Source organism: Streptomyces sp. NPDC057682, assembly GCF_042799575.1.
In the GTDB taxonomy this organism is placed as follows: Bacteria; Actinomycetota; Actinomycetes; order Streptomycetales; family Streptomycetaceae; genus Streptomyces.
On record NZ_JBHVIN010000034.1, the window covers coordinates 1 to 24,281 of the forward strand.

Consider the following 24,281-nt stretch of genomic DNA (forward strand, 5'->3'; position numbering starts at 1 on the left):
GGCGGGCGGCCGGTGGCCGCCCGCCCCTCCCTCGTCTGCGCTCAGTGCTTCTCGACGCCCAGGACCGTCGACTCCAGATACTGCTCGGGCCGCTCGTACTGGGCGACGTCGTCCGGGTTGTAGCGGGGCGTCTGCCGGGACCAGTCGAGGTTCCCGCGCATCCAGCTCCGCATTCCGTCGAGATACGGCCGCAGCATCGGGGCCAGCTCCGGATGGGCGGCCAGCAGCTCCGCCTCCGCGTGGAGGAAGCGCTCGGTCTCGGTGGCGATCTCCGCGCAGACGTGCTCCAGCGCCTCCTGCTTGCCGTGGCCGCGGTGATGGCGGACCAGGTGCACGAGGTTGTGGATCTCGCCGAGCACCTGCTCCTTCTCGTACGAGTACACGTCGTTCGCCCAGCACACCACGTTGCACGAGGCTTCCAGCGCGGTGATGAAGCGCGGGTCGTTGTGGATCGACTGGGGGGCCTCGATGCCCTCCACGATCTCTATGAGGTCCATGCAGACGTGTATCGCCCCGGTGTGGCGGCGCTTCTCGATGTAGACGGCCTCCGCGGGGACGACGCCGGCGGCGCGGTTCCCGGCCTCCCAGGTGGTGGCCGTCGTGAGGTAGGTGATCAGATGCCAGGCGAACCGCCGGCGCCAGTGGACGGCCGCGGTGGGAGTGGTGCGTTCCCACAGGTCGATGAGGGCGACCACCGCGGCGGGCAGTTCCTCGTTCTCCAGGACGCCGGCGCGGCGGCCCTCGACGACGTTCTGCATCAGCGCGACCACGTCGCGCACCCGGTCGGGGCTGCGGCCGAGATGGCCGTCGTCGAGCTGGTCGTCGACCAGGAACAGCCAGACGAACCAGTCCGCCACCAGATCCAGCTTCTCGCTGTCCGCCGTCGGGTAGACCATGCCGACGAAGGCCCCGAAGTCCGCCTGCTCGAAGCGCTCCCTGGCCGATTCCCGGTGCACCAGACCGGTCTTGCGCGTCCAGCGGTCCAGATGTTCCCGCACCTGCGGCACGTGCGGATTGGTCTGCGGGACGAACGGGCAGTAGATGTCCGGAAGTTGGCTGTCCACGGGCGGCACGTGATCCTCTCCGGTCGTGTGTGCGGCGCGAGTTGGGGCCGCGCCGCCTGTTGATCCGGGGCGTTGGGGAGACCCGCGGGACCTGCGCGTTTGAAGCTACCTGACCCCCAGTCACCAGGTCCAGGGGGGATGATCACGAATGATTCGCACGCCTGTCGGGTAGGGTCTGCGGGCAAGGCAGGTTCCACTTGCCCGGGACTCCCGAGATCCTCCCTTGGAGGAACATACGAGCGAGGGAGTCATTTGCTGTGTCTTCGTGGAAGCGACCTGCGCCGTTTCGTATGAAAAAATGAGCCTTATGCGTTTTCTTGAGCCCGGCACCGGTCGTTACACAGAGTCCCCTTCCGTCCCGTACGACCTCACGTACGACGACGTCTTCATGGTTCCGGGCAGGTCGTCGGTCGGATCGCGCCAGGGCGTCGACCTGGCCTCGCCCGACGGCACCGGCACCACCATCCCCCTCGTCGTGGCGAACATGACCGCCATCGCGGGCCGCCGGATGGCCGAGACCGTCGCCCGCCGCGGCGGCCTCGTCGTCATCCCGCAGGACATCCCGATCGAGGTCGTGACCGACGTCATCGGCTGGGTCAAGACCCGCCACCTGGTGCTCGACACCCCGATCGTGCTGGCCCCCGGCCAGACCGTCGCCGACGCCCTGTCGCTGCTGCCCAAGCGCGCCCACGGCGCCGGTGTCGTCGTGGACGCCGACGGGCGGCCCGTCGGCGTGGTCACCGACCACGACCTGACCGGCGTCGACCGCTTCACCCAGCTGACCGAGGTCATGTCCAAGGACCTGCTGCTGCTGGACGCGGACATCGACCCGCGCGACGCGTTCAACCGGCTCGACGGCGCCAACCGCAAGCTCGCCCCCGCCGTCGACGCCGACGGCAGGCTCGTCGGCATCCTCACCCGCAAGGCCGCGCTGCGCGCCACCCTCTACACCCCGGCCACCGACGGGGCGGGCAAGCTGCGGATCGCCGCCGCCGTCGGGATCAACGGCGATGTCGCGGGCAAGGCCAAGCAGCTGCTCGACGCCGGGGCCGACACCCTCGTCGTCGACACCGCGCACGGCCACCAGGAGTCGATGATCAGCGCCGTGCGCGCCGTGCGCGCCCTCGACCCGCGGGTGCCGATCGTGGCGGGCAACATCGTCGCCGCCGAAGGGGTCCGCGACCTCGTCGAGGCCGGCGCGGACATCATCAAGGTCGGGGTCGGCCCCGGCGCCATGTGCACCACCCGCATGATGACCGGCGTGGGCCGTCCGCAGTTCTCCGCCGTCCTGGAGTGTGCGGCCGAGGCGAAGAAGTACGGCAAGCACGTCTGGGCCGACGGCGGTGTGCGCCACCCCCGCGACGTCGCCATGGCGCTCGCCGCGGGCGCGTCCAACGTGATGATCGGCTCCTGGTTCGCGGGCACCTACGAGTCGCCCGGAGACCTTCAGCAGTCCGCCGACGGACGCTTCTACAAGGAGTCCTTCGGCATGGCGTCCGCGCGCGCCGTGAAGAACCGCACCTCCGACGAGTCGGCGTACGACCGGGCCCGCAAGGCGCTCTTCGAGGAGGGCATCTCCACCTCGCGGATGTTCCTGGACCCGGCCCGCCCCGGCGTCGAGGACCTGATCGACTCGATCATCGCGGGCGTCCGCTCCTCCTGCACCTACGCCGGTGCGGCCTCCCTCGCCGAGTTCGCCGAGAAGGCCGTCGTCGGGGTGCAGAGCGCCGCCGGTTACGCGGAGGGCAAGCCGCTGCACGCCAGCTGGAGCTGATCCCGCACGCGCACAACCACCTCGCCCCTTCCGGCCGTTCGTGCCGGAAGGGGCGTTGCCGTGCGTACCCCGCGGCGATCCCCGGGGACGTGGCGGCAGGCGTCGGACGAGGCCCATCGGAGCCGTACCAACTCCGTTGGAAGATAAGTAATATGAATCCGATTCAGCTGTCCGCCCCTCTCCGGTAAGGGATCCCATGTCCTTCTTCACCGAACTGGCCCATCAGTACATCGACGGAGAGTGGAGGCCGGGCAAGGGGTCCTGGGACATCGTCGACTTCAACCCGTACGACGGGGAGAAGCTCGCCTCCATCACCGTCGCCACGGCCGACGAGGTGGACCAGGCGTACCGCGCCGCCGAGAGCGCCCAGCAGGCGTGGGCGGACACCAACCCCTACGCCCGCCGGGCCGTACTGGAGAAGGCGCTGCGCATCGTCGAGGAGCGCGAGGACGCCATCGCGGACGCGATCGTCGCGGAGCTGGGCGGCACCCGGCTGAAGGCCGCCTTCGAACTGCACCTGGCCAAGGAGTTCCTGCGCGAGGCCGGGGTCCTCGCGCTCCGCTCCACCGGGCAGATCCTGCCCTCCCCGACCCCGGGCAAGGAGAACCGCGTCTACCGCCTCCCGGCCGGGGTCGTCGGCGTCATCAGCCCCTTCAACTTCCCCTTCCTGCTCTCCCTGAAGTCCGTGGCGCCCGCCCTCGCCCTGGGCAACGCCGTCGTCCTCAAGCCCCACCAGAACACGCCCGTCTGCGGCGGCACCCTGGTGGCCAAGGTCTTCGAGGACGCCGGGCTCCCCGCCGGACTGCTCAACGTCGTCGTCACCGACATCGCCGAGATCGGCGACGCGCTGCTGGAACACCCCGTCCCGCAGGTCATCTCCTTCACCGGATCCGACAAGGTCGGCCGCCACGTCGCCACGGTCTGCGCGGCGAACCTCAAGCGCGCGGTGCTCGAACTCGGCGGCAACAGCGCGCTGATCGTCCTCGACGACGCCGACGTGGACTACGCCGTCGACGCGGCGGTCTTCAGCCGGTACGTGCACCAGGGGCAGGTCTGCATGGCCGCCAACCGCATCCTCGTCGACCGGGCGGTGGAGCGGGAGTTCACCGAGAAGTTCGTCGCCAAGGTCGCCTCCCTGCGCGTCGGCGACCCGGCCGACCCCGCCACCCAGATAGGCCCGCTGATCAACTCCACCCAGGCCGAGGCGATATCCGCGCTCGTCGACCGCACCGTCGCCGACGGAGCGACCGCCCTGCTGCACGGCCGGGCCGACGGCAACCTCGTCAGCCCCTCCGTCCTCACCGGCCTCCCCGACGGCTCCCCGGTCCTCTCCCAGGAGATCTTCGGCCCGGTCGCCCTGCTGGTGCCCTTCGACGGCGACGACGAGGCCGTCCGGATCGCCAACGACACCCCGTACGGCCTCAGCGGCGCCGTGCACAGCGGCAGTGTCGAGCGCGGCGTCCGCCTCGGGCAGCGCATCCGCACCGGCATGATCCACATCAACGACGGCACGGTCCACGACGAGCCCGTCGTCCCCTTCGGCGGCGAGAAGAACTCCGGGCTGGGACGGCTCAACGGCGACTCGATGCTGGAGGCCTTCACCACCCAGAAGTGGATCTCCGTGCAGCACGGGCGCTCGCAGTTCCCGTTCTGACCCCGCACCCCCCGCGGTGAGCGCGCCCCGAGGGGCGGGCCGTGGTCTACTTCCGAGGGCGACACCGCCCGGCCGGCCACCACGACCCGCCCCGACCGGGGCCAGCGCAGAGAAGTGACCCGTACGACGTGCGACTGAACGACCTCGACGAACGCATCGTCCACGCCCTCGCGGAGGACGCCCGCCGCTCCTACGCCGACATCGGCGCGCTCATCGGACTCTCCGCCCCCGCCGTGAAACGCCGGGTGGACCGGCTCCGCGCCGAAGGGGCCATCACCGGCTTCACCGTACGGGTCGACCCCGCCGCGCTCGGCTGGGAGACCGAGGGGTACATCGAGATCTACTGCCGCCGCAACACCTCCCCGGAGTCGATCAAGCAGGGTCTCGCCCGCTACCCCGAGGTCGCCTCGGCCTCCACCGTGACCGGCGACGCCGACGCCCTGGTCCAGGTCTTCGCCGCGGACATGCGCCACTTCGAGCAGGTGCTGGAGCGGATCGCCGGCGAGCCGTACGTCGAGCGGACCAAGTCCGTACTGGTGCTCTCGCCGCTGCTGCGGCGCTACTCCTCGGGCTCGCCCGGATAGCACCGGGCTCCGCGCAACGAATCACCGCATCCGCGCGCTCACGCGCAACGGATCGACGGTCGGTGCGCAACACTCGCGCCTTGTCCGGGGTGAATCACGGAACGTACCGTCGATACGTCTCCCCGCCCCGCCCGCGTTCCCCGAGGTCAGCCATGCCGTCGTTGCGTACCGCCCTGCTCCAGGACTCCGGATTCCCGGGCTCGGTCGCCCGCAATCTGGACGCCCTGGACCGTGCCGCGGGGCGCGCCGCCGCCGCGGGCGCCCGGCTCCTCGTCTGTCCCGAGCTGTACCTCACCGGCTACGCCATCGGCGACGACGTGCCCCGGCTGGCCGAGACCGCCGACGGGCCCTCCGCACGGGCCGTCGCCGCGATCGCCGCGCGCCACGGGCTCGCCGTCGCCTACGGATACCCGGAGCGCGAGGGCGGCACCCTGTACAACGCGGTCCAGCTCGTCTCCGCCGCGGGCACCCCGCTCGCCCACTACCGCAAGACCCACCTCTACGGCGCGTTCGAGGAACGCTGGTTCACCCCCGGCGACCGGCCCGTCGTCCAGGGCGAGGTGGACGGCGTCCGGGTCGGCCTGCTGATCTGCTACGACGTCGAGTTCCCGGAGAACGTACGGGCGCACGCGCTGGCCGGCACCGATCTGCTGCTGGTTCCCACCGCGCTGATGCACCCCTACGCGTTCGTCGCCGAATCGCTCGTCCCGGTCCGCGCCTTCGAGAACCAGCTCCACCTCGCGTACGCCAACCGGACCGGCACCGAGGGCCCCTTCGAGTTCACCGGACTCAGCTGCCTGGCCGGACCCGACGGCACCGTCCTCGCCCGCGCCGGACACGGCACCGAACTCCTCGTCGGCGACGTCGACCCCGCGCTGCTGGCCGCCTCCCGGGCAGCGAACCCCTACCTCCGCGACCGCCGGCCCGGCCTCTACGGCTCCCTCGTCTGAGCCCGCCCCCGCCCCTTCCCCTCACCCGCCAGGAGCCCGTACCCCATGACCGCAGTGCCCCCCGCCGTCCAGCACACCGAGGAAGCGGCCCCGCCGATCACGATGTTCGGCCCGGACTTCCCGTACGCGTATGACGACTACCTCGCGCACCCGGCGGGACTCGGGCAGATACCGGCGACCGAGCACGGCAGCGAGGTGGCCGTCATCGGCGGCGGGCTCTCCGGCCTCGTCACCGCCTACGAACTGATGAAGATGGGACTGCGGCCCGTCGTCTACGAGGCCGACCGCATCGGCGGACGGCTGCGCACCGTCGAGTTCGACGGCTGCGCCACCGACGGCGAACCCCTCACCGCCGAGATGGGCGCCATGCGCTTCCCGCCCTCCTCGACCGCGCTCCAGCACTACATCGACCTGGTCGGCCTGGAGACGAAGCCGTTCCCCAACCCGCTCTCCCCGGCCACCCCCTCCACCGTCGTCGACCTCAAGGGCGCATCGCACTACGCCCGCACCATCGACGAACTCCCGCAGGTCTACCGCGATGTGATGGACGCCTGGAACCGCTGCCTGGAGGAGGGCGCCGACTTCTCCGACATGAACCGGGCGATGCGCGAGCGCGACGTCCCCCGGATCCGGGAGATCTGGGCCCGGCTGGTCGAGAAGCTCGACAACCAGACCTTCTACGGCTTCCTCTGCGACTCCGACGCCTTCACGTCGTTCCGGCACCGCGAGATCTTCGGCCAGGTCGGCTTCGGCACCGGCGGCTGGGACACCGACTTCCCCAACTCCATCCTGGAGATCCTGCGCGTCGTCTACACCGAGGCCGACGACCACCACCGCTCCATCGTCGGCGGCAGCCAGCAGCTCCCGCAGCGCCTCTGGGAACGCGAACCGCGCAAGATCGTCCACTGGCCGCTCGGCACCTCGCTGGCCTCGCTGCACGGCGGCGCCCCGCGCGGCGCCGTCACCCGGCTGCACCGCACGGCCGGCAACCGGATCACCGTCACCGACGCCTCCGGCGACATCCGCACCTACCGCGCCGTCGTCTTCACCGGGCAGTCCTGGCTGCTGCTCTCCAAGATCGACTGCGACGACGCGCTCTTCCCCATCGACCACTGGACGGCGATGGAACGCACCCACTACATGGAGTCGTCCAAGCTCTTCGTCCCCGTCGACCGCCCGTTCTGGCTGGACAAGGACGAGACCACCGGCCGCGACACCATGTCGATGACGCTGACCGACCGGATGACCCGGGGCACCTATCTCCTGGACGACGGCCCGGACCGCCCGGCCACCATCTGCCTCTCCTACACCTGGTGCGACGACAGCCTGAAGTGGCTGCCGCTCTCGGCGGCCGAGCGCATGGACGTCATGCTGAAGTCGCTCGGCGAGATCTACCCGAACGTCGACATCCGGGGCCACATCACCGGCAACCCGGTCACCGTCTCCTGGGAGAACGAGCCCTGGTTCATGGGCGCGTTCAAGGCCAATCTGCCCGGCCACTACCGCTACCAGCGACGGCTGTTCACCCACTTCATGCAGGACCGGCTGCCCGCCGACAAGCGAGGCCTCTTCCTGGCCGGCGACGACATCTCCTGGACGGCCGGCTGGGCCGAGGGGGCCGTCCAGACCGCGCTGAACGCCGTCTGGGGCGTGATGACCCGGTTCGGCGGCGCGACCGACACGACCAACCCCGGCCCCGGCGACGTCTTCGACGAGATCGCCCCGGTCGAACTCCCGGAGGACTGAACCCCGGGCCGCCCGCTACGCGGGCCGGCAGACGCTGCGCTGCCGGCCCAGCCCCGCGATCTCGATCTCCATCACATCGCCGGCCGCCAGATACGGGAACCGCCCGGACAGCGCCACACCCTGCGGCGTCCCGGTGTTGATGACATCCCCCGGCTCCAGCACCAGGTACTGCGACAGATGGTGCACCAGATGCGCCACGCTGAAGATCATGTCCGCGGTGGAGGAGTCCTGCCGTGCCTCACCGTTGACGAAGCTCCGCAGCCGCAGCGCCTGCGGGTCGCCCACCTCGTCGGCCGTCACCAGCACCGGGCCCAGCGGGTTGAAGGTCGCGCAGCTCTTGCCCTTCGACCACTGACCGCCCGACTCCTCCAGCTGGAAGGCGCGCTCGGAGACGTCGTTGCTCACCGCGTAGCCCGCGATGTGGGCGGCGGCGTCGGCGGGGGAGTCCAGATAGGAGGCCCGGCGCCCGATCACCACGGCCAGCTCCACCTCCCAGTCCGTCTTCTTCGAACCGCGCGGGATCAGCACGTCGTCGTACGGGCCGACCACCGTGTTGGGCGACTTGTAGAAGAGGATCGGCTGCTCGGGCGGCTCGGCACCGGACTCCGCGGCGTGGGCCGCGTAGTTCTGGCCGATGCACAGCAGCGCGGAGGGCCGGGCCACCGGGGCGCCGACGCGCCGGCCGGTGATGTCGGTCTCCGGGAGCTTCGGCTCGGCCGGGATCAGGTGCGGGTTGTCGGCCAGGGCCGCGAGGAAGGCGCCGTCGATGTCGTCGGTGACGCCCGACAGATCGTAGTGACGGCCTTCGGGACAGACGGCGACGGGGCGCTCGTGGCCCGGCTCGCCGATGCGCATCAGACGCATGGGGGTGGATCTCCTGACGGTACGGGGATGACCTGACGGTTACGGGGACGAGGAGAAGGGGGTCAGTGCAGGCGGGCCAGGGCGTCGGCGGTGACGGCGTGCACCGGGGGCCGGCCGGCCAGCAGCCGCAGCACCTCGTTCACCGCGCTGGTGCCGAGCCGCTGCCGGCACTCCACGCTGCCCGCCGCCTGGTGCGGGGTCAGCAGCACGTTCGGCAGGGCGCGGAAGGGATGGACCACCGGCAGCGGCTCGGCGTCGAACACGTCGATCGCCGCGTCGAGCCGCCCCGAGGACAGCTCCGCCAGCAGCGCGTCCTCGTCGACCAGCCAGGACCGGGCCGTGTTCACCAGCCCCGCCCCGTCCGGCATCAGGGCCAGCTGCCGCGCCCCGAGCATCCGGTGGGTCTCCTCGGTGACCGGGGCGTGCACGGCCACGATCCTGCTGCGCGACAGCAGCGTCTCCAGGGAGACGGACTCCACCCCCAGCTCCCGGGCGTCCGCCTCCGACAGGAACGGATCGGTGACGCTCACCCGCGCCCCCATCGCCCGTGCCAGCGCGATGTAGGCGCGCCCGGTCCGCGAGGCGCCGATCACCCCGATCGCGCTGCCGTGGATCTCGTGGCGCGGCGGGGCCTCGCTCGCCGCGGTCCAGTCCACCCCGGAGCGCAGCGCGTGGTCGAAGCGGTGGACGCGGTGGAGCAGCGCGAGGGTGAACGCGAGCGCCACCTCGGCGACCGGCCGGGCCATCTCGTCCCCGGCCTGGGTGACCCGCACCCCGCGCCGGAACACGTCCTCGGTCACATAGGGGGCGACCGCCGAACCGGTGTGCGCGACCAGCTCCAGCCGGTCCGCGGCGTCCAGCAGGGCGGTGTCCACCTTCGGCGCCCCCCAGGCGGTGATCAGCGCCCGCGCGCCGGGCAGCGCCGCCGCGACGGCCGCCCGGTCCCGGTGGTCGTCGACGACGACGAGGTGCGCGGCCCGTTCCAGTTCCCGCCACACCGCGTCGGTGAAGAACTGCCCGCGCAGCCCCGGCGGCACGGCGACGACGACCCGGGGCCGGTCCCCGGCCGCCGTCTCAGGAGAGCCAGTCATCGAGGTGCTCCGCGACGAAGGCGTCATCGGTCAGCCAGGGGTAGGCGGCGCTGACCCGGGAGATCTCCTCGGCCTGGCCCGGGGAGAGCGTCTCGGCCGGGTCCAGGCAGCGGATGGTGGAGAGCAGGCCCTGGCGGCGCAGCACCTCGTGGACCCCGGCGATGCAGCCGCGGAAGGCGCCGCGCACATCGAAGACCGCGCTGTTGGCGTCGGTCAGCTCGGGGCGGCGCGCCAGACAGCGGACCATGGCCTCGTGGTCCCCGGCGCGGGCCCGCCGCACGTCCTCCAGCAGTTGTGCCGCGGAGCGCGTCCACACCGCCCACTGGCCGAGCAGCCCGCCGGCGAACCAGCGCGGGGTGCCGGCCGCCGTCTCGTACGGGGTCAGCAGATCGCCGATGATGTCGTCGTCGTTGCCGGTGTACAGGGCGACCTCGTCGGCCCGGTCCGCGGCGGCCACCGCGCGCACGACGTCGGCGGTGCGGTAGCGGTCGAAGGGGGCGATCTTCACCGCGACGGTGTTCGGCAGATCGGTGAACGCCGACCAGAACGCGGGCGACAGGTAGCGGCCGCCCACGGCCTCCTGGAGGTAGAAGCCGATCACCGGAAGGACCTCGCCGACCGCGCGGGCCCGCTCCAGCAGGCCCTTCTCGTCCGCTCCGGGGACGGCGGGGCTCAGCAGCACCGCGTCGTAGCCGAGCGCGGCGGCGGTCTCCGCCTCGGCGACGGCCTGCGCGGTGTAGCCGCAGGCGCCGGCGACCTTCACGAAGGGCCGGCCGGCCTCGGCGTCGATCGTCTCGGCGGCCAGTTCCAGCACCGGGCGCAGCAGCCCGACCTCGCGTTCGCGGATCTCGAACTGGGTGGTGTGCACGGCGACGGCCGCGCCGCCCGCGCCCGAGGCCAGGTAGTAGCGGGTGAGCGCGCGCTGGCGGCGCTCGTCGAACGTGCCGTCCTCGTGCAGGGCGAGCGGATGCGCCGGGATGGCCACGCCGTCGGCGAGCAGTTCCAGCGCGGGGGTGGACAGCGGGGTGGGGGTGGACATGGGGTGGATCAGAACCTTCCGTCGCGGACCTGGAACTTGGTGGGCTTGCCGGACAGCGGCAGTCCCCGGCGCAGCCAGTCCGCCTGCCAGGAGACGAGGGTGCGCAGCGGGACGTCCGGGTAGCCGAAGAGGGCGTGGCAGCGGCTCGCGTCGGAGAGCAGCGCGGTGGGCGCCTCCTCGCCGGCCAGGACCGGCTCCGCGCCGAACTCCTCGCCGAACCATCCGGCGAGGCGGCGTACCGAGGCGGTCTCGGGGCCGGTGAGGTTGAGGGTGAACGCCTCGCCCTCGGTGGCGTGCAGCAGGACGCGCAGGGCGACCTCGTTGGCGTACCCCTGCCAGACCACGTTGGCGTGACCGGTCGTCACATCGACCGGTTCGCCGTTCATGACCCGGTGGGCGATGTCGGCGAGGACGCCGTAGCGCAGGTCCACCGCGTAGTTGAGGCGGATGTTGGCGACCTTGGTGGACCGGGTCAGGGCGGCGTGGTCGAAGATCCGCTCCCGGCCGAGGCAGGACATGGCGTACTCGCCGACCGGGCCGACCGGGTCGCTCTCGGTGCAGCCGCCGGAGGAGACGGGCACCAGCGGGTAGACGTTGCCGGTGGAGAAGGCGGCGATCCGCGCCCCGGACCAGCGCCGGGCGACCCGGTCCGGCATGGCGGCGTTGACCGCCCAGGCGTGCGAAGGGGCCCCGGCGGAGCCGAACTTGGCGCCGACCATGAAGACGACGTTCCCGGCGTCCGGCAGGGCGGCCAGATCGGCGGCCGGGTCCATCAGGTCGAAGGCGACGGTACGGACCCCGGCGGCCTCCAGTTCCTCGGCCGCCGCCCGGTCCGACCAGCGGGAGACGGCGTGGACGGCCAGGTCCGTGCGGCCCGCGGCGTCCAGTGCCCGGCGGGCCAGCCGGCACAGGCTGGGGCCCATCTTGCCGCCCGCGCCGAGCACGAGCAGATCGCCCTCCAACCGGCCGAGATCGGCGATCAGTGCGGGGGAGGGGGTGGCGAGCCGCTCTTCGAGCGCGGCCTCATCGGTGAACATGTGTGGCTATCCCTTGATTCCGGACGCGGTGACGCCCTCGGTGAAGTAGCGCTGGCCCACCATGTACGCGGCGAAGATGGGCACGAACGCGATGACGGAGCCGGAGAGCACCACATTGAGCGGCACGTTCTGCTGCTGGAGCGAGGCGATGCCGACGGTCAGGGTGCGCATGTCGGTGGACTGGCCGATGACCAGCGGCCACAGGAAGTCGTTCCAGTGCCACAGGAAGACGAAGACGCCGAGCGTGGCGAGGATCGGCTTCAGCAGCGGCAGCACGATCCGGTAGAAGATCTGCCACTCGTTGCAGCCGTCGAGCCGGGCCGCCTCGAACAGTTCGTCCGGCAGACCCTGGATGAACTGCCGCATCAGGAACACCGCCTGGGCGTTGGCCAGGGTCGGCACGATCAGGCCCCAGTAGGTGTCCACGCCGCCGAGCTTCGCGATCATCGCGAAGGTCGGGATCATCGTGACGTGGTACGGGACCATCACCATCGACAGGAACGACCAGAACATCGTCTCCCGGCCCGGGAAGCGCTTCTTGGCGAAGGCGTATCCGGCCAGTGAGGCCAGCAGCAGCACGCCCACGACCGAGACGACCGAGTAGATCAGCGTGTTGAACAGCCAGCGCGGCACGTCCTGGGCGCCCATGACGGTGTCGTACGCCTCGCCGGTCAGCGGCCACGGCAGCAGGCTGCCGGGGAAGTCGACCGCCGCGGACGGCTTCAGCGAGAGCACGACCATCGCGTAGAACGGGAAGACCGTGACCAGCGCGGCCACCGTCAGCAGGACGGCGCGGCCGATCCGGCCGGCCCGGGTGGGGCGCATGCCGTGCGGGACGGTGTCCTGCTCGGAGAGCTTGCGCAGCCGGCGCTCGGCGCGGCGCGCGGCGCGGTCCGGGGGCGCAGGGGCCACAGCGGCGGGCGGGGCCTTCGTCTCGGCGGGTGCTGTCGTCATGGTGGTCACTGGTCCTTCCCGATCACGAGCCGCTGGATCACCGCGACCACCACGGTCAGCGCGAAGAGCGCGACGCCGATGGCGGAGGCGTAGCCCAGGTCGAAGTACTTGAAGCCCGCGTCGTAGAGCTGGAAGACGAGCGTGTAGCTGGCGTTGGCGGGGCCGCCGCCGGTCATCGTGTACACGGCGTCGAAGACCTGGAACGAGGCCGTCGTCTCGATCACCGCGAGGAAGAACAGGGCGGGCTTGAGCTGCGGCAGCACGATGTAACGGAACCGCTGCCAGGGACCGGCCCCGTCGGTGAGCGCGGCCTCCTCCAGTTCGCGTGGGATGTCCTGCATCCGGGCGAGCAGGATGAGCATCCCGTAGCCGAAGCGCGACCAGATCCCGACGAGCGCGAGCGCCGGCAGCACCAGCACGTCGTCGGAGAGCCAGGAGGACTCCGACAGGCCGATCCACCCCATCACGGTGGACCAGGGACCACCGGTCGAGAAGATCCACACGAAGACCGTGGCGGCCAGTACCAGCGAGGTGACGACCGGCAGGAAGAACACCGAGCGGAAGAACTTGGCGCCGCGGAAGGCGCGCCGGGTGATCAGCGCCAGCGAGACCGAGGCGATCAGGGTGCCCGGCACGGCCAGCACGGTGTAGAGGACCGTGACCTTCAGTGCCTGCCAGAACAGCGGGTCGTCCCAGAGGCGGGTGAAGTTGTCCAGCCCGATGAAGCTGCCGCCGCCGGTCAGCGAGTAGTCGGTGAAGCTCATCAGCACACCGGCGACGCCCGGACCGAACCGGAAGGCGAGGAACAGCAGGAAGCAGGGGAGGACGAAGAGCAGGCCGATCCGGGCCTCGCGGCGCGCCTGCGGCCCGCTGCGACGGCCCCGGCGGGTGGGTTCCGCGACGACTGCCACGGGGATCTCCTTGCGGTACGGGGGAATTGCGGGGGGTCGGGGGAGTCACCCCCCGTGGGGCCGCGGGACCGGAGAACCGGCCCCGCGGCGTCGGGTCAGCGGCCGAGCATCGCCTGCGCGGCCTTCTGCGCCGCGTCCAGCGCGTCCTGGGGGCTCTTCTTGCCGAGCAGTGCCGCCTGGATCTCCGGGGCGAGCACGCCCTGGACCTCACGCGCCTTGTCCTGGAGCGGGCCCACGGTCATGCTCGGCAGGGTCGCGCCGACGGACTTCTGGAGCGCGTCGTCCGGGTAGAGGTCGCCGCCGGAGGTGCGGGCCGGGAAGTAGCCCGCGGCCTTCTGGAGTCCGGCCGCGTTCTTCGACTCGGCCACGAAGTTCAGCCAGTCGCCGGTGTTCTTCTTGTCGGCGCCCTTCAACATCGACAGCGCGCCCACGGTGCCGTAGCCGACCGAGGCGGTCTCCTTCAGCGGCGGCTGGACGACGATGTTCTCCTTGCCCCAGAACGGTTCGACGTCCGCCGGGGTGTTCTGCCAGGTGCAGGCGACCTTGCCCTTGGCGGTCGGGGTCTGCTCCAGCTTGGGCGTGGTGGTCACCAGGTCCTTGTCGGTGAACCCGCCGTCGACCAGCTTCTTCAGGTACGTCAGCGCCTTGACGCCGGCCGCGTCGTTGAAGGTGACGTTCTTGCCGTCCTCGGAGAAGACGTCGCCACCCGCCTGCCACAGCAGCGGGTAGAAGGTCATGTTCAGCGTCTGCTGGGTGTCGCCGCTGTAGCTGGTGGCGTAGTAGCCCTTGTCCTTCAGCTTCGGCGCCAGCGCCTCCAGATCGGCCCAGCTCGTCGGGTAGGTCTTCTCCCCGATCGCGTCGAACACGCGCTTGTCGCAGATCAGCGGGTTGGCGCTGGTCAGGATCGGGGTGGCGAGCGCCTTGCCGCCGACCGTCACGGACTTCAGCGCGAAGTCGGTGTAGTCCGACTTGGCGTCGGCCGGCATGTACTCATCGGCCGGGACGATGCTCTTGGCGTACTTCGGCAGCTGGTCCGGGATCAGATAGACCGCGTCCGGGCCCTTGCCCGAGGCGATCGCGGTGGCCAGCGCGGTGTCGCGGTTGGCCCACGGGAAGGTCTCCACCTTCACCTTCACGCCCGCGTGCTCCTTCTCGAACGCCTTGATCAGACCGTCCCAGTACGCCTTGTTCTTGGCCTCGTCGAAGATGACCGGGTAGGTCCACATGGTGACGGTGTTGCCGTCGCCGCCGTCGCTGGAGCAGCCGGCGAGCACCCCGGCGGCGAGCGAGGTGGCCACGACCGGCACCGCGAGGGCGCGCAGTCTGGAACGGCGGGAGATGCGGGACGTACGGGACATGAGGGGGTCCTCCGAGGACATGAGGGTGGGAAGGGGGAAGTCAGTGCGCCGGGACCGTCTGGACGGTGCCGGTGTGCCGGGCGCGTTCGGCGGCGAAGGCCGCGAGATGGCTGCCGAGCGAGGTGGCGGGTCCGGAGCGCACGGCCCCGGCGTCGCCGGTGGCGAGGGCGGTGACGAACGCCTCGACGAGCGCGGCGTCCCCGCCGCCGTGCCCGTCGGCCGCGTTCGAACCGGACGCGCCGAGTTCGTGGACGGTGGTCCCGCCGGTCCGGAAGTCCTGCACGGTGACGCGCTCGCCGTCCCCGATGAGCCAGCCGTGCGAGCCGAAGATCCGTGTCTGGCGGTGGGTCTGCTCGGTGAACGCGACCATCTGGAAGGTCGCGGTCACCCCGTCCGTCAGCTCCATGGCCAGGACCTGGTGGTCGACCACGTCGTTGTCGCTCCGGTACACGCAGACCCCGTACGGGCCCTCGCGCAGGGCCTCGATCAGCCCCGCCTCGTCCGTCGCCTCGGTCACATGGGTGACCGGCCAGACCGCGCCCTTCTCCCGGATCGTGGGGAGGTACAGCTTCTGCGCGCTGTACGGGCAGCCCGGCTCGACCGCGCAGTCCAGGCACCGCTCGGCGGACCCGGCCGGGGCATTCTCCGGCCGGAAGTGCTTCAGCCCGCCGAAACCGGTGACCTGCTCGATCCGGCCGCCCATCACATACGTGATCCAGTCCAGGTCGTGACAGGACTTGGCGAGCAGCATCGGGGAGGAGTCCTTCTCGCTGCGCCAGGGGCCGCGCACATAGCTGTGCGCGTAGTGCCACCAGCCGACCGGCTCCAGATGGTCGAGCGAGACCAGCTGCCCGAGCACCCCGGAGTCCACGACCTCCTTCACCAGGTCGGTGTACGGGGTGTACCGCATGACGTGGCACACCGCGAACAGGACTCCGGCCCGCTCCACCCCCTCGACGATCCGGCGGGTCTCCTCCTCGGTCGGCGCGAGCGGCTTCTCGGCGAGGATCGCGTAACCGGCCTCCGCCAGGGCCAGCACCGGCTCCACGTGGTCGCGGTCCTGGGTGGCGACGATCACCGCGTCCGCGATCCGGTTCTCCACCAGCGGCCGCCAGTCGTCGAACTCCAGGGGAGCGCCGGCGGCGGCCCGCGCGGCGGGGCGCGGATCGGCGACGGCGACGAGTTCGGCGCGCTCGGGGTGCGCCTTGATCCACTCGGTGTACGTCAGACCGCGGTTGCCGGCGCCGACGAGCGCGATCCGGACGGGCCGGCCGGTGATCGGGGTGTGCGTGGTCACGGGAATCCCTGGTGGTCGGTGGTGGGCGAGGGGGCTGAGCGGTCAGAACCGCAGGGTGGCGGCGGTGTGGGCGATCCGGTCGCCCTCGTCCGGGACGGAGGTGCGCTCGGTGCCGTCCTCGACGCAGCCGGTGTGCAGCAGATGGCCGCCCGAGCCGAACGCCGCGGGGCGCAGTTCGAGCCGGCCGCCGGTGAAGGTGGAGCCGGTGGCCCGGTAGCGGTTGGTGCCGTCGGTGAGCCGGATGTGGGCGGTGGCCTTGTCGGTGGCGGAGTCGAGACCGGTGAGCCGCCAGTCGACGGTGCGGTCCGCGCCGGTGCGGGAGAGCAGGGCGCCCTCCTTGTTGGTGCCCGAGAGCCGGGTGCCGTCGACGCGCAGCCGCTGGTCCTTCGCCGAGGTCAGCCGGAGCCCGGTGTCGCGCAGCTCGCCGCCGAGCACGGTGATGTCGGAGTGGGCGAGGGAGACCGGGGCGGTGTCCTTCGAACCGGTCAGCGTGCACTGGTCGATCACCAGAGGGCCGGTCCCGTTGAACACCGCGCCGTCCACGCCCTTGAGCACGCTGCCCCTCAGGGTCAGCGGGGCGGTGACATTGGCCTGGGTGATCTCGGCGCCCGCCGCGAACGCGAACGAGGAGTCGGCGATCACATTGGGCCGGGCCGACAGGTCCGAGGCCCGCGAGACGATCAGCGGTCCGGTGGCCGTGCAGCCGCGCATCTGGACGCCGTCCGCGTTGACCCAGAGCATTCCGGAACCGGCCAGCGACTCCTTGCCGACGACCAGCACGTCCTCCAGCGTCAGATCGGTGATCTTGACGCGGGCGACGAACCACGAGCAGGCGTGGCGCCGTACGGTGATCCGCTTGGCCCGGCCGCCCCAGGCCGCCCCCGAGTTGGCGAAGGTCATCAGCCCGGAGTTGCCGGTGTAGACGAGGTCGTGCTCGAACTGGCCGTGCGTGACGAACGGGCCCTCGTCGTCACCGTCGCCGTGGCAGTTGGTGACGTAGCAGTAGGCGGAGGCGGTGAAGTCGTTGAGGTGGCGGGCGTTGGAGGTGTGGCAGTCCTCCACGTGCCCGTACAGGCAGTAGATCTGCTGGGTGAGGTAGCCGGCCCCGCCGTAGGTGACGGACTTCGGGTTGGTGAGCGAGCACTGCTCGGTGCGGTAGTACGTGCACCAGCGGCGCATCACCACGGGCCAGAAGGTGCCGATCGCCTCGATCCCCGAGACGTCGCAGCGCACCGCGTACTCGTAGGAGACCGGGTGCGAGCCGGTCATCTCGTCCTCGCCCCAGCCCTGGAAGACCATGTTGCGCACATGGGCGCGGTCCACCGGTTCGATCCGGGTCCAGGTCAGGGTGCGTCCCGCCGCCAGGTCCCAGCCGATCTGGTAGTTGACCCGGATGTGCGAGCCGTCCACCACATCGGTGACCTGGACGAGGCGCTGGATCTCCTTCTCGTACTTCCCGGCCAGGGCATTGATCTCGACGGCCCACCACTGGCCGACCGCGAACTTCGCGGAGTCCCCGACCTCGAAGAGGTCCGAGAGGTCCGGCATCGCCGCGCCCAGCGTGTGTTCGACGGTGGTGTCGGTGACGGTGCCGCGGAAGGAGAGGACGGCGCCGAAGGGGTTGTCGTGGGTGTTCTTCTCGATGCCGGTGGTGTGGAGGGTGTGGCCGCCGAAGTCGAGTTCGATGTGGGAGCGGTCGAAGAGGTGGCGTCGGGTGAACAGGAGGTCGGTGTGGCCTTCGATGCGGTGGACGTGGGGGTCGTTGACCATGGCGTCGAGGGCGGTGTCGGCGGGGGTTTCGGCGTCGAAGTGGCCGAAGGTGCGGAAGTCGAGGGTTCCGTTGTGGAGTTGGTGCCAGCGTCCAGTCTTCGGGGTGGTGGCGGGGGTGATGACGGTGCCGCCGTTGTGCGGGGTGGTGGAGGTGGTGTTCCAGCGCAGGAGCATGCCGCCGCCGTCGCCGGGGGTGCGGTAGCCGGCGAGGAGGACCTGGGTGCCGTTCTTGAGGGGGTGGGTGTTCAGGGCGCGCAGGGCGGTGACGGTGTCCAGGTGCAGGACGTCACCGGTGGGTGCGGGCGCGGCCTGCGCGGACCCGGTGGCCACGGCCGTACCGGCCATGACCAGACCGGCCAGACCCGAGGCCCGCAACACGGAACGACGGGACGAAGCGGACGTGGAGTGGTGCGGAACGCTCATGCGGACTTCGCCTTCCGAGAAGTGCGACGAGGGAGGGAGCGTTCCTGCGGTGGACTGCCACAGGGCGGATGGCTGAAAAGGGATCGGTCCTCGGATGTTCACGGCGCGATGGGCAGGCGCCGGAAGCGGACCGGACGGGGTAAATCGCCGGTGACGGCGGAATGTCACCCCGGTTGGCAGGGAACCTACGGGGGGTTGAGCCGATCGGTCAAGACCCGAATCCGCCGGAATGCGGCGTCTCGCCGCCGGCCGGTTCGTCCTCCGGCTCCTCGACCCAGCCCAGCAGCAGGCTGATCCGGCGCGCCGCGTCGCGCACCTGACCGCCCAGTTCCTGGTAGCGCCAGGCCGGCAGTCCGAGCTTCAGCCCCGTGATCGAGACGGCCCCCGCGCACACCGAACGGTCGTCGAAGACCGGCGCGCCGATGCAGATGATCCCCTCGGCGTCCTCCTCGTCGTCCAGCGCGTACCCGACCCGGGCGATGTCGCGCAGATGGGACAGGAACGTGGCCGGGTCGGTGATGGTCCGCGCGGTGCGCCGGGGCAGCCCGAACCGCTCGACGACCGAGGCCGCCTCGGTCTGCGGCACGGCCGAGAGCAGCGCCTTGCCCAGTCCGGTGCAGTGCGGCAGCTCCCGCTGGCCCATCCGCAGATCGAGCCGGACGCGCTGGTCGAGTTCGACCTGGTCGACCACGACCGCGTGACCGTCCTCGGGGACGGCGAGGCGCGAGGCCATGCCGGTGGCGCGGGTCAGCTCGCGCAGCACGGGATGGGCGACCCCGCGCAGGGACACCTGGGCCCTGGCCCGGTCGCCGAGCCGGGCCAGGCTCATGCCCAGCCGGTAGCGGCGGTTCATGCCCTCGCCGTCGTCGGAGACGAGGCCGTAGGCGCGCAGGGTCTGGAGCATGCCGAAGGCCGCGCTCTTGGAGATGGAGCAGGCCTGGCCGACCTCGGTGACGCTGAGGCCGTTGCCCTGCGAGGGGGCGGCGAGGACTTCGAGGATGTCCGCTGCCCTGGCCACGCTCTTGACCCAGTACTTCGGCTCTTCTGGGGCAGCACTGTTCGTCATAGCAGAACAGCCTAGTGCCTCCGGAGGCCGGGAAAGCGCCTCGTGGCCGAACGGGCCCTTGAATCCACACCGTTCGTCAGGACGGAACTGGGGGTTGACCCCCTCCGGGGCCGGACGTAATATCCAGGCACTGTTCTGCTCTACAGAACAGCGTTCTGAAAAGCGCAACGCACCACCGAGTACCCCACGGATCACCCCTTTCCTGCGGCGACTGCCGGGCGGATGGCGCCAGGGACTCACGGGCCGGGCAGGGCCCGCGACAACCGACGACTCTCGACGCAAGGAGCAAGCGATATGAGTTCAGGCCCGGTAGGCAACGAATCCGGAGCCCGACTCGCCGAACGCGCCCGCCAGGTCGTGCCCGGCGGCGTGAACAGCGGCCAGCGGAGCGTTCCCGGACTGACCGACCTGGTCGTCACCGGGACCCACGGCGCACGGTTCCGTACCGCCGACGGACGCGAGTACACCGACTTCCACTCGGCGTTCGGCCCGCCGCTGCTCGGCCACAACGACCCCGACGTGGCCCGCGCCACCGCCGAGGCCGGTGCCACCCTCGGCCACCTCGGCGTCGGCGTCACCGAGGGCGAGGTCCTCCTCGCCGAACAGCTCACCGAGCTGATCCCCTCGATCGAGAAGGTGCTCCTCACCAGCACCGGCAGCGAGGCCACCTTCCACGCGCTGCGCGTCTCCCGCGCCGCCACCGGCCGCCGCCTCGTCGTCAAGTTCCAGGGCTGCTACCACGGCTGGCACGACGCGGTCAGCCTCAACGTCATCTCCGCGCCCGAGAAGGTCGGCGGCCACGACCCGATCTCGGCCGGCATCCTGCCCGAGGTCCTGGAAGCCACCCTCGTCCTGCCGTTCAACGACAGCGAGGCCGTCCGCCGCACCTTCGCCGAACACGGCCACGACATCGCCGCCGTCATCGTCGAACCCGTCCCGCACAACGTCGGCGCGCTCCTGCCGTACCAGGAGTTCCTCACCACGCTCCGCGAGGAGACCACCAAGGCCGGCAGCGTCCTGATCTTCGACGAGGTCATCACCGGCTTCCGCCACGACCTCGGCGGCTGGCAGAAGATCTCCGGCGTCACCCCCGACCTCACCACCCTCGGCAAGGCCATAGCCAACGGCGCCCCCGTCGGTGCGATCGGCGGCCGCGCCGACCTGATGGACCTCTTCTCCACCCGCCCCGGCGCCCCCGCCTTCTTCGCCGGTACGTACAACGGCCACCCCTCCGTCGTCTCCGCCGCCCTCGCCACCCTGCGCAAGCTCCGCGAGGAACCGGTCCACGACCACGTCTTCCGGCTCGGCGACCGGGTCCGCACCGGGCTCACCGCCCTCTACGAGCGCCTCGGCGTCCCCGCCGTCGTCACCGGATACGGCTCCGTCTTCGTCACCTACTTCATGCCGGGCGAGGCCCCCCGCACCTACGCGGACCTGCTGAACAACGACGCCTCGCTCTTCGTCGGCTACCGCCGCAGGCTCCTGGAACACGGCCTGTTCGAACTGCCGCTCAACCTCAAGCGCAGCCACATCAGCTACGCGCACACCGACGCCGACGTGGACCGCCTCCTCGAAGGCACCGAGGCCGCCGTCAAGGCCGTCCTCGCCGAGGGCGGCGCCCGCGACCTGGAGAACACCTCCACCATGGGCGGAGCGACCCGCTGATGCTGACCGTCAACCGCACCCGCCCCGCCGGCCCCGCCGGCCGGATCACCCGCGTCGAGACGCTGATGCTCGGCACCTCCTGGCGCGACTTCGGCTACGTCCGCGTCCACACCGACGAGGGCCTCACCGGCATCGGCGAGATCACCCACCCCTACCGGGTGAGCGAGGTCTGCGCCCTCACCGAGTCCCTCGCCCGGCGCCACCTCATCGGCGCCGACCCCTTCGACGTCGAGGAACTCTGGCTCCGCGTCTACCAGGGCGACTTCCTGCGCGGCGGCGACATGGGCGGCGTCGCCCTCTCCGGCCTCGACCAGGCGATGTACGACCTCATGGGCAAGGCGCTCGGCGTCCCCGCCTACCGGCTCACCGGCGGCGCCTGCCGCGACGACGTCCGCGTCTACGCCAACGGCTGGTACACCGGCGAACGCGAGCCCGAGATCTTCGCCGCCAAGGCCAAGGAGACCGTCGCCAAGGGATACACCGCCCTCAAGTTCGACCCCTTCGGCCCCGGACTCCACGAACTGGAACGCGCCGAACTGCGCCGCTCCCTCGACCTGGTGGCCGCCGTCCGCGAGGCCATCGGCCCCGACATCGACCTCTTCATCGAGGGCCACGCCCGGTTCGCCATGCCCACCGCCGCCCGGCTCGTACGGGAACTGGAACCGTTCGACATCGGCTGGTTCGAGGAGCCGATGCCCTGGACCCACATCGAGCGCTACGCGGAGCTGCGGCAGCGCGCCGCGTTCCCGATCTCCGGCGGCGAGCACTTCCACAACCGCTACGAGTACAAGCAGCTCTTCGCCACGAACGCCGTCGACATCATCCAGCCCGACCTCTCCATGGCCGGCGGCTTCACCGAGGTCAGGAAGCTCGCCGCGATCGCGGACACCCACGGCATGCTCGTGGCCCCGCACAACTCCAACTCCCCGCTCTGCACCACCGTCTCGGTGCACGCGGCGCTCGGCATCCCCAACTTCAAGATCCTGGAGACCTTCGACGGACTCCTGGAGCCCTTCGTCTTCGACGCCCTCAAGGGCACCCTCCCGATGAAGGACGGCCGGATCGGCCTGCCGACCGCACCCGGCCTCGGTGTCGAACTCGTCGACGAGGTCTTCGAGGAGCACCCGCCCAGCCACCGCTTCTGGAACATGTTCGCCGACGGCTGGGAGAAGCGGAACCGCACATGATCGTCGACGTCCACTCCCACCTCTTCCGGCACAGCCACGACTTCACCGACCCCTTCAGCTCCGACTCCGCCCGCGCCCACGCCGGCGAGGTCGACCTGTCGGTGAAGTGGGAGGAGTACGCCGCCACCGCGCCCGACTCCACCCGCACCATCGTCGTGGGCGGCAAGGCGCGCCGCAGCGGGCTCTGGGTGGACGACGCCGCCGTGGCCGCGTACGTCGGACAGCACCCCGACCGGCTCATCGGCTATCTGGCGCTCGACCCCACCCAGCCCGGCTGGCAGGAGGAACTGCGCTACGGCCACCAGGAGCTGGGGCTGCGCGGCATCAAGCTGATGCCGATGTACGCCGGCTTCGACCCGGCCGCCGAGGAGTACGACGAGCTGTACGCGTACGCCGAACGGCACGGGTTGCCGCTCCTGGTGCACACCGGCACCACCTTCGTCTCCAGCGCCCCGCTGGAGTGGGCGATGCCCCGCCACCTGGACGCCGTCGCCATCCGCCACCCGGAACTGCGCATGGTCCTCGCCCACCTCGGCCACCCCTTCGAGGGCGAGTGCATCGCGGTCATCCGCAAGCACCCGCACGTCTACGCGGACCTCAGCGCCCTGCACTACCGGCCCTTCCAGCTCTGGCACAGCCTCCGGCTGGTCCAGGACTACGGGGTCTTCCACAAGGTGCTGTTCGGCAGCGACTACCCGTTCACCACCGTCGACGACTCGGTGAAGGGGATCCGGGAGATCGCCCGGATCCCCGGCATCCCCGGGCTGCCGCCGCTGGACGCGGACGCCGTCGAGGAGATCATCCACCGCCCCTCCCTCGATCTGCTCGGTCTCACCTGACCGGACGGATCCCCCGAGCCTGCGGGCCGGCGACCGGGCCATCCCCCCGGTACCGGCGCCGGTCCGCAGACGGGCCGCCGCGCACCCCATCTGTTGTGCTCCCGCGCGGCGGCCCACCTCCCGCCTCCACCCCGTGCGAAGGAACCCGCCATGACCGCTGCCGTCCCGCCCCGCGGCACCGACCGCTTCGACCTGACCGGGCGCACCGCGGTCGTCACTGGGGCCGCGCGCGGACTCGGCCGGTCCTTCGCCACCGGACTCGCCGAGGCGGGCGCCGATCTGGTCCTCGTCGACCTGCCGGACGCCGACGGCATCACCGAGACCGCCGCCGCCGTCGAGGCGCTCGGCCGCCGCTGCCGGGTGTACGGACAGGACCTCGCGGACACCGAGGCGCTGGCCGCGTTCGCCGACACCCTGCGCGCCGAGGCCGGACCGCTGCACATCCTCGTCAACAACGCGGGCACGGCCGCCCTCGAACGCTTCAACGAGATCACCCCGGCGAGCTGGTCCCACATCATGCGGGTCAACGTCGACGCCGTGTTCTTCCTCAGCCGGCGCGTCGCCGAACACATGGCGGCCGACGCCGTGCCCGGCCGCATCATCACCATCACCTCCAAGAACGCCCTCGTCGCCGAGGCGGGCCTGGCCCACTACAACGCCTCCAAGGCCGCCGCCCAGCTCCTCACCGAGACCCTGGCCGTCGAACTCGCCCCGCACGGCATCACCGCCAACACCCTCGCCCCCGGCATGGTCGAGACACCCATCGACGGCGAGTTCCCCTTCGACCGGGAGGCCTTCGAGTCCGCGTACCGCGAGCGCATCCCGCTCGGCCGCTACGCCCGGCCCGACGAATGCGTCGGCGCGCTGCTGCTCCTCGCCTCGGACGCCGGGGCGTACCTCACGGGCGCGCGGATCGTCGTCGACGGGGGAGTGCTGGCCGACCAGATGCCGCGGATGCGGTTCATGCCCCCGTACCGCAGCACGCTCTGACCGGGCCGAACCGGCGCG

20 protein-coding genes are annotated in these 24,281 nt (G+C 71.1%); 9 read left to right on the forward strand and 11 right to left on the reverse strand.

The annotated features are described in order from the left end of the window. Nucleotides 1-41 precede the first annotated feature (41 nt). Complete coding sequence (locus tag ACFVDM_RS37765) at nucleotides 42-1,064, reverse strand: terpene cyclase (protein WP_383651226.1); 1,023 nt, start codon at nucleotides 1,062-1,064, stop codon at nucleotides 42-44. Nucleotides 1,065-1,371: 307 nt separating this feature from the next. On the opposite strand from ACFVDM_RS37765, the gene ACFVDM_RS37770 reads away from it, so the two are divergent. From ACFVDM_RS37770 to ACFVDM_RS37790, 5 genes are all read left to right on the forward strand, one after another. Continuing rightward, nucleotides 1,372-2,838, forward strand: coding sequence for a GuaB1 family IMP dehydrogenase-related protein (locus tag ACFVDM_RS37770; RefSeq protein ID WP_383651227.1), 1,467 nt, complete (start codon nucleotides 1,372-1,374; stop codon nucleotides 2,836-2,838). 196 nt (nucleotides 2,839-3,034) lie between these two features. Beyond that, nucleotides 3,035-4,492 (forward strand): aldehyde dehydrogenase family protein, encoded by a 1,458-nt coding sequence (locus ACFVDM_RS37775; protein WP_383651228.1) that lies wholly within the window; start codon nucleotides 3,035-3,037, stop codon nucleotides 4,490-4,492. A gap of 128 nt (nucleotides 4,493-4,620) precedes the next feature. Next, complete coding sequence (locus tag ACFVDM_RS37780; protein ID WP_383651229.1) at nucleotides 4,621-5,076, forward strand: Lrp/AsnC family transcriptional regulator; 456 nt, start codon at nucleotides 4,621-4,623, stop codon at nucleotides 5,074-5,076. Nucleotides 5,077-5,228: 152 nt separating this feature from the next. After that, nucleotides 5,229-6,026, forward strand: a complete 798-nt coding sequence (locus ACFVDM_RS37785) for a carbon-nitrogen hydrolase family protein (protein WP_383651230.1) — start codon at nucleotides 5,229-5,231, stop codon at nucleotides 6,024-6,026. Between the two features lie 45 nt (nucleotides 6,027-6,071). Further along, nucleotides 6,072-7,772, forward strand: coding sequence for a flavin monoamine oxidase family protein (locus tag ACFVDM_RS37790; protein WP_383651231.1), 1,701 nt, complete (start codon nucleotides 6,072-6,074; stop codon nucleotides 7,770-7,772). Between the two features lie 15 nt (nucleotides 7,773-7,787). Here the strand turns inward: ACFVDM_RS37790 and ACFVDM_RS37795 are convergent, their stop codons facing one another. From ACFVDM_RS37795 to ACFVDM_RS37840, 10 genes are all read right to left on the reverse strand, one after another. Next, nucleotides 7,788-8,636, reverse strand: a complete 849-nt coding sequence (locus ACFVDM_RS37795) for a fumarylacetoacetate hydrolase family protein (protein ID WP_383651232.1) — start codon at nucleotides 8,634-8,636, stop codon at nucleotides 7,788-7,790. Between the two features lie 62 nt (nucleotides 8,637-8,698). Then, a complete protein-coding gene (locus tag ACFVDM_RS37800) occupies nucleotides 8,699-9,727 on the reverse strand; it encodes a hydroxyacid dehydrogenase (RefSeq protein WP_383651233.1) in 1,029 nt (342 codons plus the stop codon). Beyond that, nucleotides 9,711-10,766 (reverse strand): dihydrodipicolinate synthase family protein, encoded by a 1,056-nt coding sequence (locus tag ACFVDM_RS37805; RefSeq protein WP_383651234.1) that lies wholly within the window; start codon nucleotides 10,764-10,766, stop codon nucleotides 9,711-9,713. The genes ACFVDM_RS37800 and ACFVDM_RS37805 overlap by 17 nt, the downstream gene beginning before the upstream one ends. 8 nt (nucleotides 10,767-10,774) lie before the next feature. Beyond that, nucleotides 10,775-11,803 carry an NAD-dependent epimerase/dehydratase family protein gene (locus ACFVDM_RS37810; protein ID WP_383651235.1) on the reverse strand — a complete coding sequence of 343 codons (1,029 nt, stop codon included), beginning with the start codon at nucleotides 11,801-11,803 and terminating at the stop codon, nucleotides 10,775-10,777. 6 nt (nucleotides 11,804-11,809) lie between these two features. After that, on the reverse strand, nucleotides 11,810-12,757 hold the full coding sequence (locus ACFVDM_RS37815) for a carbohydrate ABC transporter permease (protein WP_383651236.1): 948 nt from the start codon (nucleotides 12,755-12,757) through the stop codon (nucleotides 11,810-11,812). Between the two features lie 5 nt (nucleotides 12,758-12,762). Further along, complete coding sequence (locus ACFVDM_RS37820) at nucleotides 12,763-13,668, reverse strand: carbohydrate ABC transporter permease (protein ID WP_383651237.1); 906 nt, start codon at nucleotides 13,666-13,668, stop codon at nucleotides 12,763-12,765. 95 nt (nucleotides 13,669-13,763) lie between these two features. Then, a complete protein-coding gene (locus ACFVDM_RS37825; RefSeq protein ID WP_383651238.1) occupies nucleotides 13,764-15,026 on the reverse strand; it encodes an ABC transporter substrate-binding protein in 1,263 nt (420 codons plus the stop codon). A gap of 40 nt (nucleotides 15,027-15,066) precedes the next feature. Beyond that, nucleotides 15,067-16,323, reverse strand: coding sequence for a Gfo/Idh/MocA family protein (locus ACFVDM_RS37830; protein ID WP_383651239.1), 1,257 nt, complete (start codon nucleotides 16,321-16,323; stop codon nucleotides 15,067-15,069). A gap of 42 nt (nucleotides 16,324-16,365) precedes the next feature. Then, nucleotides 16,366-18,516, reverse strand: a complete 2,151-nt coding sequence (locus tag ACFVDM_RS37835; protein WP_383651240.1) for a peptidase C14 — start codon at nucleotides 18,514-18,516, stop codon at nucleotides 16,366-16,368. 208 nt (nucleotides 18,517-18,724) lie between these two features. Continuing rightward, a complete protein-coding gene (locus tag ACFVDM_RS37840; RefSeq protein ID WP_383651241.1) occupies nucleotides 18,725-19,582 on the reverse strand; it encodes an IclR family transcriptional regulator in 858 nt (285 codons plus the stop codon). Nucleotides 19,583-19,876: 294 nt separating this feature from the next. On the opposite strand from ACFVDM_RS37840, the gene ACFVDM_RS37845 reads away from it, so the two are divergent. The 4 genes from ACFVDM_RS37845 to ACFVDM_RS37860 all read left to right on the forward strand — a co-directional run bounded on the left by ACFVDM_RS37845 (nucleotide 19,877) and on the right by ACFVDM_RS37860 (nucleotide 24,263). Continuing rightward, the gene (locus tag ACFVDM_RS37845; protein WP_383651242.1) at nucleotides 19,877-21,247 is read left to right on the forward strand and encodes an aspartate aminotransferase family protein; all 1,371 of its coding nucleotides are present in this window, start codon (nucleotides 19,877-19,879) and stop codon (nucleotides 21,245-21,247) included. Then, nucleotides 21,247-22,434, forward strand: coding sequence for a mandelate racemase/muconate lactonizing enzyme family protein (locus ACFVDM_RS37850; protein ID WP_383651243.1), 1,188 nt, complete (start codon nucleotides 21,247-21,249; stop codon nucleotides 22,432-22,434). The genes ACFVDM_RS37845 and ACFVDM_RS37850 overlap by 1 nt, the downstream gene beginning before the upstream one ends. Next, nucleotides 22,431-23,273, forward strand: a complete 843-nt coding sequence (locus ACFVDM_RS37855) for an amidohydrolase family protein (RefSeq protein ID WP_383651244.1) — start codon at nucleotides 22,431-22,433, stop codon at nucleotides 23,271-23,273. Before ACFVDM_RS37850 ends, ACFVDM_RS37855 begins: the two co-directional genes overlap by 4 nt. Before the next feature lie 150 nt (nucleotides 23,274-23,423). Continuing rightward, nucleotides 23,424-24,263 carry an SDR family NAD(P)-dependent oxidoreductase gene (locus ACFVDM_RS37860; protein ID WP_383651245.1) on the forward strand — a complete coding sequence of 280 codons (840 nt, stop codon included), beginning with the start codon at nucleotides 23,424-23,426 and terminating at the stop codon, nucleotides 24,261-24,263. Nucleotides 24,264-24,281: the final 18 nt, after the last annotated feature.

Coding starts and splice junctions, on each gene's coding strand:
- ACFVDM_RS37785 (WP_383651230.1), top strand. CDS start 5,229: ATGCCGTCGTTGCGTACCGCCCTGCTCCAGGACTCCGGATTCCCGGGC.
- ACFVDM_RS37800 (WP_383651233.1), bottom strand. CDS start 9,727: ATGACTGGCTCTCCTGAGACGGCGGCCGGGGACCGGCCCCGGGTCGTC.
- ACFVDM_RS37860 (WP_383651245.1), top strand. CDS start 23,424: ATGACCGCTGCCGTCCCGCCCCGCGGCACCGACCGCTTCGACCTGACC.
- ACFVDM_RS37815 (WP_383651236.1), bottom strand. CDS start 12,757: ATGACGACAGCACCCGCCGAGACGAAGGCCCCGCCCGCCGCTGTGGCC.
- ACFVDM_RS37835 (WP_383651240.1), bottom strand. CDS start 18,516: ATGAGCGTTCCGCACCACTCCACGTCCGCTTCGTCCCGTCGTTCCGTG.
- ACFVDM_RS37810 (WP_383651235.1), bottom strand. CDS start 11,803: ATGTTCACCGATGAGGCCGCGCTCGAAGAGCGGCTCGCCACCCCCTCC.
- ACFVDM_RS37795 (WP_383651232.1), bottom strand. CDS start 8,636: ATGCGTCTGATGCGCATCGGCGAGCCGGGCCACGAGCGCCCCGTCGCC.
- ACFVDM_RS37775 (WP_383651228.1), top strand. CDS start 3,035: ATGTCCTTCTTCACCGAACTGGCCCATCAGTACATCGACGGAGAGTGG.
- ACFVDM_RS37840 (WP_383651241.1), bottom strand. CDS start 19,582: ATGACGAACAGTGCTGCCCCAGAAGAGCCGAAGTACTGGGTCAAGAGC.
- ACFVDM_RS37805 (WP_383651234.1), bottom strand. CDS start 10,766: ATGTCCACCCCCACCCCGCTGTCCACCCCCGCGCTGGAACTGCTCGCC.
- ACFVDM_RS37855 (WP_383651244.1), top strand. CDS start 22,431: ATGATCGTCGACGTCCACTCCCACCTCTTCCGGCACAGCCACGACTTC.
- ACFVDM_RS37825 (WP_383651238.1), bottom strand. CDS start 15,026: ATGTCCCGTACGTCCCGCATCTCCCGCCGTTCCAGACTGCGCGCCCTC.
- ACFVDM_RS37770 (WP_383651227.1), top strand. CDS start 1,372: ATGCGTTTTCTTGAGCCCGGCACCGGTCGTTACACAGAGTCCCCTTCC.
- ACFVDM_RS37850 (WP_383651243.1), top strand. CDS start 21,247: ATGCTGACCGTCAACCGCACCCGCCCCGCCGGCCCCGCCGGCCGGATC.
- ACFVDM_RS37790 (WP_383651231.1), top strand. CDS start 6,072: ATGACCGCAGTGCCCCCCGCCGTCCAGCACACCGAGGAAGCGGCCCCG.
- ACFVDM_RS37845 (WP_383651242.1), top strand. CDS start 19,877: ATGAGTTCAGGCCCGGTAGGCAACGAATCCGGAGCCCGACTCGCCGAA.